This window comes from Aliiruegeria sabulilitoris, from assembly GCF_001558155.1.
In the GTDB taxonomy this organism is placed as follows: domain Bacteria; phylum Pseudomonadota; class Alphaproteobacteria; order Rhodobacterales; family Rhodobacteraceae; genus Tropicimonas; species Tropicimonas sabulilitoris.
The window spans coordinates 130874-148193 of record NZ_LOAS01000007.1; the positions used below are offsets into that span (position 1 = coordinate 130874).

Below are 17320 nucleotides of genomic sequence, written 5' to 3' on the forward strand. Positions count from 1 at the left end.
CGCTCATGCGAGCGCTCCCCCCAGGATTTTTCGGAACAGATGATGAGAAGAGCGCACGTTATCTCAAACCGGCGTCTTGCCGGGATCTCGGTCGAATTTCGATATCCATTTCGTCACCGAGAAGATGTCGAAATAGATCGCGAGAAGTGAGGGTAGGACGAGGATCACGAGGATCATCGAGGCCAACAGGCCAGCCGCGACGGAGACGACCAACGGCACCATGACCTGTACCTGCGGGCTGCCATCGGAGATGAGCGGCAGCAAACCTATCACGGTGGTGCCGGTGGAGAGCAGGATCGGGCGGAAGCGCTCGCGCACCGCGTCGAGCGCGGCGGCGACATGGTCCTCGTCCTTCAAGTGGGTCTGGAAAAAGGTCAGGAACAGGATGGCGTTGTTGACCACGATGCCGGCCAGCGAGGCAAAGCCGATGAAGCTCGGCATGGCGAGGTCTATGCCGAGCGCCCAATGGCCGTTGATCGTACCGATCAGGGCGAAGGGGATCGAGAGCATCACCACGATGGGCAGCGTGTAGCTGCGGAACTGGAAGGCCAGCACCAGGTAGATTCCGACAAGACCCAGCACCAGTTTGCTCAGCGTCGAGGCCTGGGATTGCGACTGGTCCTCGGTCGCGCCGCCGATGGAGATCCGGACGCCGGGATACTGGCGCATGATCTCGGGGCCGATCTCGTTGGTGACCACGGCGGAGATCTGTGCGGGCGTGGTGGTGGCGCGGTCGATCTGGCCGAGAATGCGCGCCACGGCGAGGCCGTTCTTGCGGGTGATGACGGGGAAGGAGCTTGTCAGCTCGATATTGGCCACGGTCGAGAGCGCGGCGATCGACCCGGCCCCGACCGAGATCGGGAAGGACTCGAGATCGGCCATGTTGCGGATGGAATCGCCCAGCTCGACCTGAACCGTCACGCTGGACAGCCCGGTGCGGAAACTGTCGGTCTCGGAGCCGGCGAAGGCGCTGCGCAGCTGGCTGGCCAGTGCCTGTGGCGTCAGACCGATGGAATAGCCGTATTCGTTGAGCGCGAGCTGCACCTCGTGCCGGCCGCCGTAGAAATCGGTGAAGGCTTCGGTCACGTCGTCTCGAGCGGTCAGTTCCTGCAGCAGATCGGCGGCGGCGGCTTCGAGATCGTCGAGATCGCGCCCGGACAGTTCGACATCGAGATCGTTTCCACCCGGACCCATCTCGGCCTGGGCAAAGCTGGCCTGAATGACATCGGGCAGGGGGCCAGCTTCCAGCCGCCATTGCAGCAACATGTCGTCGGCCTTTACATTGCGCCTGGCACTGGCCAGCAGGTCCACCGTGATCGTCGCGGTATTGGAGCCATTATCGTTCACGTTGGAATTGGTGGCATATTGCACAAGGACACGTTCGACTAACGGCTCCCCGCCTTGCGTAAACGGCGTCAGCTTTTCATGCACGCGCTCCAGCGCGGCCAGAATCTGCTCGACCCGCTCCACCGTACGCTCGCGTTCAATGCCTGTGGTGAGCGAGATTTTCGCCTGCACCGTGTCGCCCTCGATGGTCGGGAATCCCACCACCTTGACCTGGCCCGAGGCGATCAGGCCGATGGAGAGCATCAGGCAGGCGATGACCCCGCCAACCGTCAGGTAGCGCACCTTGACGAAAAAACCGGCGATGGGCAGCACCACGGCTTCCTTGAAGCGGTCGAGCACGCGGGCGGCGGGGCGGTGTTCATGCTCCGACGGGTCGTCGGAGCCCGAATGGCTCAGGTGATGCGGCAGGATCAGGAACCCCTCGATCAACGACAGCCCGAGCGTCAGCAGCAGCACCATCGGGATATAGGCGAGGATCTGGCCCATCGTGCCGGAGACGAACATCAGCGGGCCGAAGACGCAAGCCGTGGTCAGGAAGGAGGAGGTGACGCCAGGAACCACCTCCAGCGTACCGCGGCTGGCGGCCTCCAGCTTTCCCGACTTCTTGCGCCAGCGCTCGATATTCTCGGCGATGACGATGGAATCGTCCATGATCAGGCCCACGGCCATCAACAGCGCCACCAGCGTGATCATGTTGATGGTGATGCCGAAGGTGTCCATCAGGAAAAAGGTTCCGAGGAAGGAGACCGGCAGCGCGGCCGAGATCCAGAGTGCTTCGCGCAGGGTGAAGAAGAGCCACATTGTGGCAAAGACGAGCACCAGGCCAATGCCGATATTCTTCAGGATCAGCGTCAGGCGTTCCTTGACCAGATCGGTCATGTTGAAGGTGACGGTAATCTTGAACGGGTCCGGCCAGGCCGCGTTCTCTTCGTCGATAATGGCCTGTACCTGGTTGTAAATGCGAATGGAATCGCCTTCCTTGCCCTTGAAGGCAAGGATGATCGCGGCCTGTTCGCCATTGATGAAACTTTGCGTGTTCACATCCGCATCGACGATATGGACCTCGCCCAAATCCTTCAGGCGCACCATGCCGCCGGTCGCATTCTGCAGCACGATCAGGTCTTCCAACTCGGCAATGGAGCGGCGCGCATCGGCGTAGCGCAGGGTGACGGAGGCGCCGTCGGTTTCCACGTCGCCCAGCGGCTGGCGCAGGGAGCGCGCGCCGATCGCATCGACGATATCGCGGCTGGAAATGCCGTAGCGGCGCAGCGCGTCGGTGTCGAAGGTCACGCGCAGTTCGCGGTCGGTAATGCCGGTGACATTGGCCTCGGTCACACCGTCCAGCGCCAGCATCCGGTCGGCCAGCGTATCGGCATATTCGATCAGCCCGCGTTTGCCGTGGATGCCCGAGACGGCGATCATCGCGATCAGCTCATTGCGCCCGCCAAGCTTGACCGCGGGCGTTTCGGCGTCGCTCGGCAGGTCGTTGATGCCGGAAACGGCCGAGAAGATATCGTTGTAGAACTGGGTCAGGTCGCCGCCTTCCACCAGCTCGGCCGTGGCCGAGGCCATGCCGTCGACCGAGAGGCATTCCAGATCCGCCAGACCGCTCGTGCCGGTCAGCGCGTCCTCGATGGGCGCGCAGATCTCTTCATCCACGTCGAGCGCCGAGGCGCCCGGATAGACGACCGAGACGTTCACGGTGGAGGCGGCCACATCGGGAAAGGTCTCGCGTTCGAGCTGCGTGATCGTGGACAGCCCGAGCACGCAGATCAGCACCATCAACAGGTTGGCGGCAACCGGGTGCCGGACGAACCAGGAGATCATGTCATTCGCCCTCCGCCGGGCTGTCGCCATCGACGGGGACAAGATCCAGCTTCATGCCGATCACGGGCGGGCGCGGATCGGTCAGCACCAGCATCTCGCCGCCCTCCAGCCCGCCGAGCACCATCACGTTCTCGCCAATCACTTGCCCGGTTTCGATCTTGAGCGTGTCGAGGCGGTTTTCTTCATCGGCAACATAGATGAAGGGCGTGCCGTCATCGTCATAGCGCAGCGCGCGGCGAGGGACGGTCAATCCGTTCGGATGCGGCTGGCTGGAAAATGTGACGGTGACGAAGGCGCCGACATTGAGCGGTGGGCGGTTGATCTGGCGCTGGCTGACCATCGGGTCCTTGACCCGGACGACGATGCCCAGCGTGCCGGTTTCGCTGTCCATCGTGCCGCGCAGGCGAACGATCTCGGCCGGCCAATGGGCGCTGATCCCGGCGATCTGCATCGACACCTGCGCCGTGATCCCGACCTCGGAGAAAATCTCGATCGCCTTGGTCACATCGACCACCGTGTCGGCGTTGAAGCTGTCGCCGAGCGCGATGGTGATCATGGGCATGAACTCGGACGGCTGGACCTCGGCGGTGATCTCCACGGCAGACGTATCGTCCATCGTCAGCAGCGAGTCGCCGGTGCGCACGAACTGGTTCACCTCGACATTCATTGCCGAGATGCGGCCCCGGAAAGGCGCGCGGATGGTCGCCTTTTCGAGCGAACGCTCGGCTTCGGCCAGTTCTGCCCGCCGCACGGCGAGTGTCGCCGCCAGCGTCTCGCGCTGCGAGGGGTAGAGGGCCAGGGTGTTTTCCAGCTTGGTCACGGCGTTGGTCTGCGCCAGCAGGACTTTCTGCGTGGAGTCCAGCGTGGCTTGCGTCGAGGTGCCCCGGCCGACCAGCGAAGCGATCCGGTCATATTCGGCCTGGGCCACCGCGAGGATCCGTTCCTCCACTTCGAGCGAGGTGCGCGAGTTGGCCTCCTGGCGTTCCAGCTCGGCCAGTTGCGCCTCGGCGGCGGCGATATTGGCAAGGCTCTTCTGGCGGGACAGTTCGTAATCCGTCCGGTCGATCTCGGCCAGGATCGTTCCGGCATCAACGAAGCTGCCCACGGCCAGCCCGTCGGCCAGCATCACGATCCGCCCTTGGACCTCAGAGATCGCCGACCAGTCCCGCACCGGCTCCGCCCGCCCGTAGCCCACCGCCGTGGCGGAGATCTCATGCGGGACGATCTCGCTCACGCGCACGGCAAGGTGGCTTTCCACCGGCGTGGGCGGCTGGGTCGCGTCCTGCTGTGTCATCATTCGGAACCCGATGACGCCAAGGACGATTGGCGGGATGATCAGCAGAGGGCGAAGGTTCATGGCGTCTCTCCGTTCGGCGCCATGTGGACGACGCTCGCTCTGTTCGGTTGCGTCCTGCGGACAAAATATACAATAGGGCAGGGAAGCACAGGGCGGTCTGCGCTACTTGAACGCGGGAAGGTGTCTCTGCCGTCGTCCGGAACATCGAAAGTAAACAGGGAGAACGCTATGACCCCCGAAGCGCGTCTGGCTGCGGCCGCGGAAGTTCTCGACCGCTATCTCGCGGGCGAGCCGGCGGAAAAGGTGCTGACCAACTGGGCGCGCCGGAGCCGATATGCCGGCTCGAAGGATCGCGCCGCAGTGCGTGATCACGTCTTCGCCGCCATCCGTCGTCGTCGGTCGGCGGCGTGGCTGGGCGGGGCCGAGACGGGGAACGAGACGGGGCGCGCGTTGATCATCGGGCTGCTGCGCACGCGTGGGCAGGATCCGGAGGCGTTCCTTACCGGGCAGGGCCATGCCCTGCCGCCCTTGACGGAGGCGGAGCGCGTGGTGCCCGCCGCGCCGGCAGGCAATGTCGCGCTGGACTGCCCGGATTGGCTCGCAGCGGATTTGCGAGACAGCCTCGGGGAGGATTTCGTCCCCATCATGGAAAGGTTGCAGGAACGCGCCGAGATCTTCGTCCGGGCCAACCTGTCCCGTGGGACGCGCGATGAGGCGCAGGCGCGGCTCGCAGCGGAGGATATCGATTCGGAGCCTGTGCCGCTTGCCTCCACCGCCCTGCGGCTTGGACAGGGGGCGCGAAGGGTGCGAAATACGTCGTGTTATCAAGAGGGTTGGGTGGAGATCCAGGATTCTGCCTCGCAAGCCGTCGCCGAAGCCGTGCCGCTTGCGCCGGACGCGCGGGTGCTCGATTTCTGCGCCGGGGGGGGCGGAAAGGCGCTGGCGCTCGCGGCCCGGGGCGGAGGAAAGATCTTCGTCCACGATGCCGATCCCGGCCGGATGCGCGACATCCCGGAACGGGCGGCGCGGGCGGGAGCGCGGCTCGAAACCCTGAAGGAGGCGCAGCTTGACCTGCATGCACCGTTCGACCTGGTGATTTCCGACGTGCCCTGTTCGGGCAGCGGTGCCTGGCGGCGGCAGCCGGAGGCCAAATGGCGTCTGGACCGAGGTGAACTGGACCGTCTTCAGGCCGTTCAGCGGGACATCCTGGACAGGGTTCGCCAGTTGGTCAGCCCCGGAGGCCGGATCGCCTACATGACCTGTTCCATGCTGGGCAGCGAGAACGAAGCGCAGGTGGAGGCGTTTTGTGCGGGCAATCCCGAATGGAACCTGGAGCGATGCCAGCGGTTCTCACCATTGCAGGGCGGGGACGGGTTTTTTCTCGCGCTCCTGCGGAGGACTGCTTGACGATGGTCGAATGCGCGGCCGCAAGAGGAAAGATCGTTTTTGCCTTAAGCGAGGATTAACGAATTGCGGCCGAAATGTGTGGGAACCGAATCGTCCGGGAGAACAGTCTTGTCGCATACGGCGCTTGCCCCCGATCCCATTTCGCGCACCGCCGCCGGAATGTCTGCCCGTGTCCTGCACGTGGCCGTCTTCGCACTTGTTCTCTTTGGGGTAGCCTTGTACGTCCCGGATCCGGTGATCGGCCTTGTTCTGTTCGGTGCTGGAGGCAGCCTTGCCGCGCTGACCTTGCTGATCCGTCTGTTTGCCGCTCGGGACAATATGCGCCAGACCAAGGTCTCGGATGCGGTTGCCCAATTCATCGAGCACGATACCGCGCCCAGTTTCACCACGGATGTCGACGGTGTGATCGAACACCGCAACAAGGCCGCACGAGAGCGTTTCGGCATCGCCGAACAGGCCGAGGAGACATTGGTGCGTTGCGTGCGCGATCTTTTCGCCAATCCCTCCGCAGTGCTGATGCGGCTACAGAACCGTGCGGAAGCTCGAGGATCGGCCCGCGAGGATATCGTCACGCGGCGGGGCCATGTGCGGCTGTTCGTGCACCAGGTCGATAACGGACGTTTCCTGTGGCGGCTGGAGGATCTGGTCGAACGCAATCAGGCGGGACGGGGGGTCGACAGTCTCAGCCTTCCAATGATGACCGTCAGCCGCTCCGGCACCGTTCTTTTCATGAATGAATCCCTGCGCCGAATCCTCGGTGGCCGGGTCAAGTCGCTCGAGCGCGTGTTCGACGATCTTCCCCTTGTCCCGAACGGGATTCACCGAGTTCATGGCGCCGATGGCCCGGTGCGCGTGCGCGTGGTCGAGATCGATGGCGCCGGCGGACGGCAGGAGGTTTTCCTGATTCCCATCGGCGACGAAGAACCTGAGGAACTTGCGACAGCCGCGACGCAGACCGAGGACGGCTTGAGCCTGGATGCGCTTCCCGTGGCGCTGTTCAAACTCGACCGCGAAGGGCGAATCCTGTTCGCCAACCGCTCGGCACAGGATCTTTTCGGCGAGGCATCCCGGGTCGGACAGGAGTTCCACCATCTGGTGGAGGGGCTCGGTCGCTCGGTCAAGGATTGGCTGGCGGATGCCGCCGATGGGCGCGGCCTGGGCCGCCCCGAATTCGTCCGCGCAAGCGTTCCCGATCGTGAGCTCTACCTCCAGGTTTCGCTCGGAAGGTCCATCGATGCCGGCAGGACGGTACTGAGCGTGGTGATCAATGATGCGACCGAGCTGAAAACGTTGGAGGCGCAGTTTGTCCAGAGCCAGAAAATGCAGGCCATCGGACAGCTTGCCGGCGGTGTTGCGCATGATTTCAACAACTTGCTGACCGCGATTTCTGGGCATTGCGACCTTCTCTTGCTGCGTCACGATCAGGGAGATCAGGACTACGCCGATCTGGTGCAGATCAACCAGAACGCCAACCGCGCCGCCAGCCTGGTCGGCCAATTGCTCGCCTTCTCGCGCAAGCAGAATCTTCAGCCTGAGATTCTTGATCTGCGCGATACATTGTCCGATTTGACCCACCTACTGAACCGCCTCGTTGGCGAAAAGGTCACGCTGTCGCTATCGCATGATCCGGGCCTGCGCCCGATCCGGGCGGACAAGCGGCAGTTGGAGCAAGTTCTGATGAACCTCGTCGTGAACGCACGCGACGCGATGGCGAACGGTGGCGAGATCCGCGTTTCGACCGAGGCGCGCTTTTTCGCCGAACCTTTCGAGCGGGATCGTGCAACTGTCGCGCCCGGCGATTACGTCGTCGTAAAGGTTGAAGACGCGGGGGTCGGCATCCCGGCGGACAAGCTCGCAAAGATCTTCGAGCCATTCTTTACCACGAAACGCACCGGCGAGGGGACGGGCCTCGGTCTGTCGACGGCCTACGGGATCATCAAGCAAACGGGTGGCTATATCTTCGTAGACTCTGTCGTTGGTACTGGCACGACCTTCTCGCTCTATTTCCCTTCATATGACCGTCCGGTCGAAGTGGTACCTGTCCAGGGCAAGCCCGACAGAAGCCTGCAATACCAACATGGCGAAGGGGTCGTCCTTCTGGTCGAAGACGAAGCCCCCGTGCGGGCCTTCGCATCACGTGCCCTTCGGATGCGCGGCTATACCGTATTGGAAGCGGAAAATGCCGAGGATGCGCTGGACGTGTTGGCCGATCCGGAACTGAAGGTGGATGTCTTCGTGACAGATGTCGTCATGCCCGGCATGGATGGTCCGACCTGGGTGCGCAAGGCGCTGGTGGAACGCCCTGATGTGCACGTGGTGTTCATGTCCGGATATGCCGAGGACAGCTTCACGGATGAGCAATCGGCCATCGCGAACTCTGTTTTCCTGCCAAAACCGTTCTCGCTCAACGAGTTGACCCAAACCGTTCGCGAACAGATCCAGTGATCGACAGAAGGCCTATTGGATCGTTACGAACCCTTGGCGCTTGGCGGCCTCAATCTGGCCCCTGTCGGCCGACGAAAGAATGGTCCTAGGGGCGTGGTCACGGATTTTCACCAAATGTTAACGAGGGCAGGCCATCAAGGATATCGACAATATCTCTTGAATTGTTCTCAAAATGTTCTCATAACGCCAGAACAAGGCAAGAACACGAGCAGTCATTGCCGCCACGACCGGTGTATGGAATAAGGACTGAAACAATGGCGACCGCGAGCCTTCTCGACATGGCAGACAAGAAAAGTTCAGACAAGCAGAAGGCGCTCGACAGTGCGCTGGCACAGATCGAACGGCAGTTCGGCAAGGGCTCAATCATGCGCCTTGGTGCCGACAATCCTGTCGCGGAGATCGAGTCAACCTCGACCGGTTCGCTGGGCCTCGACATCGCGCTCGGAATCGGCGGCCTGCCGAAGGGGCGGATCATCGAGATCTACGGCCCGGAAAGCTCGGGCAAGACGACTCTGACGCTGCATTGCGTGGCCGAAGAACAGAAAAAAGGCGGCGTCTGTGCCTTTGTGGATGCCGAGCACGCGCTCGACCCGCTATATGCCCGCAAACTCGGGATCAATCTGGACGAATTGCTGATCTCCCAACCCGATACCGGAGAGCAGGCGCTCGAGATTACCGACACCCTGGTGCGTTCCGGTGCCGTCAGCATGGTGGTTGTCGACTCGGTCGCAGCCCTGACGCCGAAGTCGGAACTCGAAGGCGATATGGGTGACAGCTCGGTCGGCGTTCAGGCGCGCCTGATGAGCCAGGCGATGCGCAAGCTGACCGGGTCGATCTCCCGTTCCAAATGCATGGTGATCTTCATCAACCAGATCCGCATGAAGATCGGTGTCATGTTTGGCAGCCCGGAAACGACCACGGGCGGCAACGCGCTCAAATTCTACTCCTCGGTCCGACTGGATATTCGCCGTATCGGTTCGATCAAGGACCGTGACGAGGTGGTGGGCAACGCGACCCGCGTCAAGGTGGTCAAGAACAAGGTCGCCCCGCCGTTCAAGCAGGTCGAGTTCGACATCATGTATGGCGAGGGAATCTCCAAAACAGGCGAGTTGCTCGATCTCGGCGTCAAGGCCGGCGTGGTGGATAAATCCGGCTCCTGGTACTCCTATGGCGACGAACGCATCGGCCAAGGGCGCGAAAACGCAAAGACTTTCCTGAAGGAAAACGAGGCGATTGCCCTGGAAATCGAGGACAAGATCCGCGCTGCGCACGGCCTTGATTTCCATGCCGCGCCCGGAGAAGACCTTCTGGAGGACTGATCCGGCGACGGATCCGACAAGTTATTTCCGGAAACGGCGGTGGGCAACGAGCCTGCCGCCGTTTTTCGTCTGCGCCGTCGCAGGCGGCGCCCGGCCCAACGGGAGGAGCGCATCTTTGATGCGACGACGACGGGCGGGAGCCTCCCGTCCGCGCGCATTCTGTGGACACCCCGCGCGCGTGCCGTTACATCTGCGCCGCAGATCCGCCGGAGACACAGATGCCAAGCCTGAACGACATTCGCACGACCTTCCTCGACTACTTCCGCCGCCAGGGCCACGCGGTCGTCGATAGTTCCCCGCTCGTGCCCCGAAACGACCCGACGTTGATGTTCGCCAATTCCGGTATGGTTCAGTTCAAGAACCTGTTTACCGGGGTCGAACATCGCGACTACAACCGCGCGACCACTTCGCAGAAATGCGTCCGGGCCGGCGGCAAGCACAACGATCTCGACAACGTGGGCTACACTATGCGCCACCACACGTTCTTCGAGATGCTGGGCAATTTCTCCTTCGGCGATTATTTCAAGGAGCAGGCCATTCCCTTTGCCTGGGAGCTGGTCACCAAGGAACTCGGGATCGACAAGAACCGCTTGCTCGTCACCGTCTTTCATACCGATGACGAGGCGGCGGAGCTGTGGAAGAAGGTTGCGGGCCTGCCCGATGACCGGATCATCCGCATCCCGACCAATGACAATTTCTGGCAGATGGGCCCGACTGGCCCCTGCGGCCCCTGCACCGAGATCTTCTATGATCACGGCGAGCATATCTGGGGTGGTCCTCCGGGTTCGCCCGAAGAGGATGGCGACCGGTTCGTCGAGATCTGGAACCTCGTCTTCATGCAATACGAGCAGTTCGAAGACGGTACACGCATCGATCTGCCGAACCAGTCGATCGATACCGGCATGGGCATCGAGCGCGTCGCGGCCCTGCTGCAGGGCACGAATGACAACTACGCCACCGACCTGATGCGCTCGCTGATCGAAGCCTCGGCCAACCAGACCTCGTCCGATCCCGACGGCCCCGGCAAGACCCATCACCGGGTGATTGCGGACCACCTGCGCTCGACCTCCTTCCTGATAGCCGATGGCGTGATGCCGTCGAACGAGGGGCGCGGCTACGTGCTGCGCCGGATCATGCGCCGCGCCATGCGGCACGCGCATCTTCTGGGCGCGAAGGACCCGCTGATGCACCGACTGGTGCCCGAGCTCGTTCGCCAGATGGGCGGCGCCTATCCGGAGCTGCAACAGGCGCAGGCGCTGATTTCCGAGACGTTGGAGACGGAAGAAACCCGTTTCCGCCAGACGCTTGAACGTGGTTTGCGGCTGCTGGACGACGAATTGGAGAAACTCCCCGATGGCGTCGAACTCCCGGGCGAGGCGGCCTTCAAGCTCTATGACACCTATGGCTTCCCGCTCGATCTGACGCAGGACGCATTGCGCGAAAAGGACCGCTCGGTCGATACCGACGGGTTCGACGCCGCGATGGCCGAGCAGAAGGCCAAGGCGCGCGCGGCCTGGTCCGGTACTGGCGAGACGAAGGATGCGACGATCTGGTTCGACATCGCCGAAGAACTTGGGACGACCGATTTCCTCGGCTATGACACCGAAACTGCCGAAGGGCAGGTTCTGGCCATCGTCCGCGACGGTGAGAAGCTCGGCGAAGCGAAGAAAGGTGACAAGGTCCAGATTGTCCTGAACCAGACGCCCTTCTACGCGGAATCGGGCGGCCAGGTGGGCGATTCCGGCGAGTTGCGTTGTGACGGCGGCAAGGCCCGTATCACGGACACGCTAAAGGCTGCCGGCGTCTTCATTCACATCGCCGAAGTGATCGAGGGCAAGATTGCGGCCGGCGCGGGGGCGGAACTCGTGGTGGATCACGATCGCCGGGGGGCCATCCGTTCCAACCACTCCGCGACGCACCTGCTGCACGAGGCGCTGCGCGAGCGCCTGGGCGATCACGTCGCACAGCGCGGCTCGCTCAACGCTCCCGACCGGCTGCGCTTTGACTTCTCGCATAACCACGCGCTGAGCGCCGAAGACCTGTCGGTAGTCGAGGCCGAGGTGAACGCCTTCATTCGCCAGAATTCGAAGGTCGAAACCCGGATCATGACGCCCGATGACGCTCGCGCCATTGGCGCACAGGCGCTCTTTGGCGAGAAATACGGCGACGAGGTGCGCGTGGTCTCCATGGGCAAGGCGCCGACCGGCAAGGGGGCCGATGGAAACACTTGGTCCATCGAGCTGTGCGGCGGCACCCATGTGCGCCAGACCGGCGATATCGGGCTCTTCGTGGCGCTCGGCGACAGTGCGTCCAGTGCGGGCGTGCGCCGGTTTGAGGCGCTCACAGGCGAAGCGGCCCGGCAGTATCTCGCGGGGCAGGACAAGCGTCTTTCCGAGGTCGCGGCCGCCATGAAGGCGCCGCAGGCCGAGGTGGTCGACCGGGTGAAAAGCCTCGTCGAGGAGCGCAAGGCCATGCAGGCGGAGATCGCCAATCTGCGCAAGGAGCTGGCCCTCGCCGGTGGTTCCGGCGCAGGCGCAGCCCAGGACGTGAAGAAAATCAACGGTGTGCCCTTCATTGCTCAGGTGCTTCAGGGCGTCAACGGCAAGGATCTGCGCGGGTTGATCGACGAGCACAAGAACCAGATCGGCTCGGGCGCGGTGCTTCTCATTGCCGATGCCGACGGCAAGGCTGCCGTGGCCGCCGGGGTCACCAATGACCTGACCGACAGGGTTTCTGCAGTCGACCTGGTCAAGGCGGCTGTCGCGGAACTGGGCGGTATTGGCGGCGGTGGCCGGCCCGATATGGCGCAGGGCGGCGGCAAGGATGCGGCGAACGCACCTGCGGCCATCAAGGCGGCCGAAGCGGTGATTGGAGGATAGATCATGCCAGCACTCTGGATTGCACATGTAACCGTGACCGACGAAGAGGCCTATGGCCGCTATGCCGCGATCGCCACCAAGGCGATTGCCGAGCATGGCGGGAAATTCATCGCGCGCGGCGGCCGTTTCGTTCAGTTGGAAGGACAGGAGCGGCCACGCAACGTAGTCGCGCGTTTCGACAGCGTGGAAGCGGCAGAAGCCTGTTATCGTTCGGAAAAATACCAGGAAGCGCTCAGCCATGCGCGCGGGGCCTCCGAGCGGGAATTGCTAATCGTCGAGACCTCCGAGTAACAGGCGCGCGCCGGGCTTGACGGCCTGTCAGGGACGGTGTTGTCCGGTTATCGGTGGCACCACCCGTCGCATGAGCAGAAGCACGTAGCCCGAAATATCCGCCCCGCCTGTCGTTAGCCAGGGGATATGGGAAGCGTGGATCGGAACGGTCCTGCACAGGTATGGTGTTCGGCATTGGATCTTGGCGAAAAAGGGCAGACCAATTCCATTATCTGCCCCGAAGAGATCCTGAAGCATTCGCCCGAACGCCGCCCGCGGCGCTGGCTCGACGAATCGTAGACGGGCGCGGGGGTCTTGCTGGACGACATCTCCGTCATCGAGCAGTTTTTCACCGAACCGGTTCGTGAATTGAACCTGTCCGCTCCGGTTGAGCGCGAATATGGCGGTGTCTTCCGGCTCCATCCCCTCCCGAAGCACCGCGTTTTCAACGGCGAACCGGCCGAGCATCTGGCAAACCTGCACAGAGTGGCGCAGGGTGGGTGTCAGGCGTTGCAGAAGGTTCTGGAATCGCCCCTCCAACGCGTCCCGATCTTTCCGACGGATGTTTCCGCCGATCAGGGTCACGTGGGTCCGGTCCCGGGCGAGCACCGAGAAAGCGCCGCCGATGATATCTTCCTGGGGTCTTATCCAGTCATTGTAGATCTCGGTCTTTTCCATTTCCGCGTCCGAAATGGCGCTTCTGCTTGTGACGACATCCCCGACCGTTGCTGAGAAATAGGCCGGTGCCCAGGCATTCAAGGCGCTGTAGTGGCTATCGAAACTGTCCATGAATTCAGGGGCGTAGCCATGCTCCTTGTAGCCGAGCGCGATGTTGGAGCGGTAGTCATGGACGAAAAGATGTGCGCCGGGAATGCCGGAGATCTCGCACAGCGCCTTGAGAAACCAGTCCCATTGCCGCTGGTCCAGGGCCGCAGCCTGGGCGATATCGACGAGACGCCGATAGCCGATTTCCTTCGATGAGATATTCATAGCAGCCAGACCCCGGTAGCCGACCGGTTACATACGTATACGCTGCTATCAAACGGTGGGAAGCCAGCACAGACGGAAATGCTCAATAGAGACAATCTGTGGCAGCCCGGTATCTGGCTATGTCCGGGCTGCCACAGGCGGAATTCAGGCCGAGGGCGCGGCCTTGGCCATGCGCTTGCGCTCATGCGGATCGAGATAGCGCTTGCGCAACCGGATGGCGTTGGGTGTGACTTCGACCAGTTCGTCATCGTCAATATAGGCGATGGCTTCTTCGAGGCTGTGAATGACAGGCGTGGTCAGCCGCACCGCGTCGTCGGTACCCGACGCACGCACGTTGGTCAGCTTCTTGCCCTTGAGCGGGTTCACATCGAGGTCGTTTTCGCGGCTGTGTTCGCCGATGATCATGCCTTGGTAGATCGGTGCCTGAGCGGGGATGAACATGCGCCCGCGCTCTTCGAGGTTCCACAGCGCATAAGCAACCGAGACGCCCTGTTCCATGGAGATCAGCACGCCGGCGCGACGGCCGGGGATGGGGCCCTTGTGCGGCGCCCAGGTATAGAAGACGCGGTTGAGCACGCCGGTGCCGCGCGTGTCGGTCAGAAACTCGCCATGATAGCCGATCAGTCCGCGCGAGGGCACGTGTGCGATGATCCGCGTCTTGCCGCCATTCTGGCGCATGTCGACCATCTCGCCCTTGCGCGGGCCGGTCAGTTTTTCGATCACGGAGCCGGAATACTCATCATCGACATCGATGGTGACTTCCTCGATCGGTTCCATTGTCACGCCGTCTTCCTCGCGCAGGAGGACCTGCGGGCGGGAGATCGAAAGCTCGAAGCCCTCGCGGCGCATGTTCTCGATCAGAACACCCATCTGAAGTTCGCCACGGCCGGCCACTTCAAAGGCTTCGCCGCCGGGCGTGTCGGTGACGCGGATGGCGACATTGGTCTCCGCTTCCTTCATCAGCCGCTCGCGGATGACGCGGGACTGCACTTTCTTGCCGTCACGCCCGGCGAGCGGGCTGTCGTTGATGCCGAAAGTGACGGAGATGGTGGGCGGATCGATCGGCTGGGCGGGCAGCGGTTCTTCGACGGCCAGCGCGCAGATCGTGTCGGCGACGGTGGCCTTGGCCATGCCGGCGAGCGTGACGATGTCGCCCGCCTGTGCCTCGTCGATCTCCTGCATGGAGAGGCCGCGGAAGGCCTGGATCTTGGAGACGCGGAACTGCTCGATCTTCTGGCCGACGCGGGAAAGCGCCTGCACCGTGGCGCCGGTCTTGAGCTTACCGCTCTCGACACGGCCGGTGAGGGTGCGGCCGATGAAGGGGTCGGCACCGAGCGTCGTCACCAGCATGCGGAAATCGTCATCCATGCGCTTGAGCTGCTTCGGCGGATGGACGTGGTTGACGACAAGCTGAAAGAGCGCGTCGAGGTTCTTGCGCGGCCCGTCAAGCTCCGTGTCGCACCAACCAGAGCGGCCGGAAGCGTAGAGATGCGGGAAGTCGAGCTGGTCCTCGTTGGCGTCGAGGCTGGAGAAGAGGTCGAACACCTCGTCCAGCGCGCGGTCGGGCTCGGCATCTGGCTTGTCGACCTTGTTCAGCACCACGATGGGGCGCAGGCCGAGGGCGAGCGCCTTGGAGGTGACGAACTTGGTCTGCGGCATCGGGCCTTCGGCGGCATCGACCAGCAGGACGACGCCGTCGACCATGCTCAGGATTCGCTCGACCTCACCGCCGAAATCGGCGTGGCCGGGCGTGTCCACGATGTTGATGCGGGTGCCGTGCCATTCCACCGAGGTCGCCTTGGCGAGGATGGTGATGCCGCGTTCGCGTTCGAGGTCGTTGGAATCCATGGCGCGCTCGGCAACGGCCTGGTTGGCGCGGAAGGCGCCGGATTGCTTTAGCAGCTCATCGACCAGGGTGGTTTTCCCGTGGTCGACGTGAGCGATGATGGCGATATTGCGCATATCCATGTGCGGTGTCCTGTAAAACTTGGCCGCTCGGTACCGTGCGCGGGCGCGAAAGGCTAGGGCTGTTATCAAATTGTGCGCCTGGCGGCGCGTTCTTCTTGTGCGCGTGCCGCGCGGAGAGGGCTTCGGAACTCACCAAAGCGCAGGCGCTTCGGATCCGTCCGCGCTTGCCCCTGCTTGCGCCCTGCCGCGCTGCCGTTCAAGCAGAATGACGGTTTCCACGGCTTCGCCGCGGACCCTCCGGAATTCTGCTTGAGCGTCATCCCGTCCGGTCGCGGCGTTTGGGCCAGCGAGGACGGCTCCGCAGCGCAGGCTTAGCTGGAGAGCGTGACCAGCGCGTGGCGTTTCTTGCCGGCAGAGAGCTTGACCGGGGAGGCGAGAGCGGCTCGGTCGAGCATCAGGCCGGCATCGGTGAGCGGCGCGTCGTCGATGCGCGCCCCATTATCGGCGATCAGGCGCTTGGCTTCCTTGCCGGATTTGGCGAGGCCCGAGCGGACGATGAGCTGGACGATGGAGATGCCGTCTCCGATTTCCTCCGTCGTGAGTGCCAGCGTCGGCAAGTCATCGCCGACGCCGCCCTTTTCGAAGACCTCGCGGGCCGTTGCTTCGGCGGCGGCGGCAGCTTCTGCGCCGTGAAGCAGCGTCGTAACCTCGTTGGCGAGGCGAATCTTGGCGTCGTTGATCTCGGAGCCTTCCAGCGCGCCAAGACGCTCGCATTCCTCGATCGGCAGCTCGGTGTAGAGCTTGAGGAAGCGGCCGACATCGGCATCGGTTGTGTTGCGCCAGAACTGCCAGAATTCGTAAGGCGACAGCATGTCGCCGTTGAGCCAGACGGCGCCGGAGAGCGACTTGCCCATTTTCTTGCCGTCGGATGTGGTCAGAAGCGGCGAGGTGAGGCCATAGATCTCCTGGTCCAGCACCCGGCGGGTGAGGTCGATACCGTTGACGATATTGCCCCACTGGTCCGAGCCGCCCATCTGCAGCGCGCAGCCGTAGCGGCGGTTCAACTCAAGGAAGTCATAGGCCTGAAGGATCATGTAGTTGAATTCGAGGAAGCTCAGCGATTGCTCCCGGTCGAGCCGCGATTTCACGGATTCGAAGGAGAGCATGCGGTTGACCGAGAAGTGGCGGCCTATATCGCGCAGGAAATCGAGGTAGTTGAGATCGTCCAGCCATTCGGCATTGTTGATCATCAGCGCGCCGGTATCGCTGTCGTCATAGGAGACATAGGCCGCGAAGACTTTTTTGATGCCGGCGATATTGTCGTCGATCTGTTCCGGCGTCAGCAGCGGGCGTTCATCGGCGCGGAAAGAGGGATCGCCCACCTTGGTCGTGCCGCCGCCCATCAGCGTGATCGGCTTGTGGCCGGTCTTTTGCAGCCAGCGCAGCATCATGATCTGGATCAGCGAGCCGACATGGAGCGACTTGGCCGTCGCGTCGAAGCCGATATAGGCCGGCACCACACCGTTGATCATGGCGTCGTCCAGACCTTGCAGGTCTGTGCAGTCGGCCATGAAGCCGCGTTCGATCATCACGCGGATGAAGTCGGATTTCGGGTGGTAGGTCATGGGGCT

General features: G+C 62.8%; 10 protein-coding genes. 5 read left to right on the forward strand and 5 right to left on the reverse strand.

What is annotated here, in order from left to right:
* Window positions 1-63: 63 nt before the first annotated feature.
* Together AX756_RS06775 and AX756_RS06780 are read right to left on the reverse strand one after the other, a co-directional pair.
* Window positions 64-3174 (reverse strand): efflux RND transporter permease subunit, encoded by a 3111-nt coding sequence (locus AX756_RS06775; RefSeq protein WP_068309697.1) that lies wholly within the window; start codon window positions 3172-3174, stop codon window positions 64-66.
* A gap of 1 nt (window position 3175) precedes the next feature.
* Complete coding sequence (locus tag AX756_RS06780) at window positions 3176-4531, reverse strand: efflux RND transporter periplasmic adaptor subunit (protein ID WP_068309698.1); 1356 nt, start codon at window positions 4529-4531, stop codon at window positions 3176-3178.
* Window positions 4532-4699: 168 nt separating this feature from the next.
* On the opposite strand from AX756_RS06780, the gene AX756_RS06785 reads away from it, so the two are divergent.
* From AX756_RS06785 to AX756_RS06805, 5 genes are all read left to right on the forward strand, one after another.
* A complete protein-coding gene (locus AX756_RS06785; protein WP_068309699.1) occupies window positions 4700-5878 on the forward strand; it encodes an RsmB/NOP family class I SAM-dependent RNA methyltransferase in 1179 nt (392 codons plus the stop codon).
* 159 nt (window positions 5879-6037) lie between these two features.
* On the forward strand, window positions 6038-8323 hold the full coding sequence (locus tag AX756_RS06790) for an ATP-binding protein (protein ID WP_068309852.1): 2286 nt from the start codon (window positions 6038-6040) through the stop codon (window positions 8321-8323).
* A gap of 254 nt (window positions 8324-8577) precedes the next feature.
* On the forward strand, window positions 8578-9642 hold the full coding sequence (gene recA / locus AX756_RS06795; RefSeq protein ID WP_068309700.1) for a recombinase RecA: 1065 nt from the start codon (window positions 8578-8580) through the stop codon (window positions 9640-9642).
* A gap of 218 nt (window positions 9643-9860) precedes the next feature.
* Window positions 9861-12521, forward strand: coding sequence for an alanine--tRNA ligase (alaS, locus tag AX756_RS06800; RefSeq protein WP_068309701.1), 2661 nt, complete (start codon window positions 9861-9863; stop codon window positions 12519-12521).
* A 3-nt stretch (window positions 12522-12524) separates the two neighbouring features.
* Complete coding sequence (locus AX756_RS06805) at window positions 12525-12812, forward strand: DUF1330 domain-containing protein (protein ID WP_068309702.1); 288 nt, start codon at window positions 12525-12527, stop codon at window positions 12810-12812.
* Between the two features lie 27 nt (window positions 12813-12839).
* Here AX756_RS06805 and AX756_RS06810 read toward each other — a convergent pair whose 3' ends face one another.
* From AX756_RS06810 to tyrS, 3 genes are all read right to left on the reverse strand, one after another.
* Window positions 12840-13781 (reverse strand): hypothetical protein, encoded by a 942-nt coding sequence (locus tag AX756_RS06810; protein ID WP_068309703.1) that lies wholly within the window; start codon window positions 13779-13781, stop codon window positions 12840-12842.
* Between the two features lie 144 nt (window positions 13782-13925).
* Window positions 13926-15749 (reverse strand): translational GTPase TypA, encoded by a 1824-nt coding sequence (gene typA / locus AX756_RS06815; RefSeq protein ID WP_068309704.1) that lies wholly within the window; start codon window positions 15747-15749, stop codon window positions 13926-13928.
* A 311-nt stretch (window positions 15750-16060) separates the two neighbouring features.
* Window positions 16061-17314: a tyrosine--tRNA ligase gene (tyrS, locus tag AX756_RS06820; RefSeq protein WP_068309705.1), complete on the reverse strand. Its 1254-nt coding sequence runs from the start codon at window positions 17312-17314 to the stop codon at window positions 16061-16063.
* Window positions 17315-17320: the final 6 nt, after the last annotated feature.

Coding starts and splice junctions, on each gene's coding strand:
- recA (WP_068309700.1), top strand. CDS start 8,578: ATGGCGACCGCGAGCCTTCTCGACATGGCAGACAAGAAAAGTTCAGAC.
- AX756_RS06810 (WP_068309703.1), bottom strand. CDS start 13,781: ATGAATATCTCATCGAAGGAAATCGGCTATCGGCGTCTCGTCGATATC.
- AX756_RS06785 (WP_068309699.1), top strand. CDS start 4,700: ATGACCCCCGAAGCGCGTCTGGCTGCGGCCGCGGAAGTTCTCGACCGC.
- alaS (WP_068309701.1), top strand. CDS start 9,861: ATGCCAAGCCTGAACGACATTCGCACGACCTTCCTCGACTACTTCCGC.
- tyrS (WP_068309705.1), bottom strand. CDS start 17,314: ATGACCTACCACCCGAAATCCGACTTCATCCGCGTGATGATCGAACGC.
- AX756_RS06780 (WP_068309698.1), bottom strand. CDS start 4,531: ATGAACCTTCGCCCTCTGCTGATCATCCCGCCAATCGTCCTTGGCGTC.
- AX756_RS06805 (WP_068309702.1), top strand. CDS start 12,525: ATGCCAGCACTCTGGATTGCACATGTAACCGTGACCGACGAAGAGGCC.
- AX756_RS06775 (WP_068309697.1), bottom strand. CDS start 3,174: ATGATCTCCTGGTTCGTCCGGCACCCGGTTGCCGCCAACCTGTTGATG.
- typA (WP_068309704.1), bottom strand. CDS start 15,749: ATGGATATGCGCAATATCGCCATCATCGCTCACGTCGACCACGGGAAA.
- AX756_RS06790 (WP_068309852.1), top strand. CDS start 6,038: ATGTCTGCCCGTGTCCTGCACGTGGCCGTCTTCGCACTTGTTCTCTTT.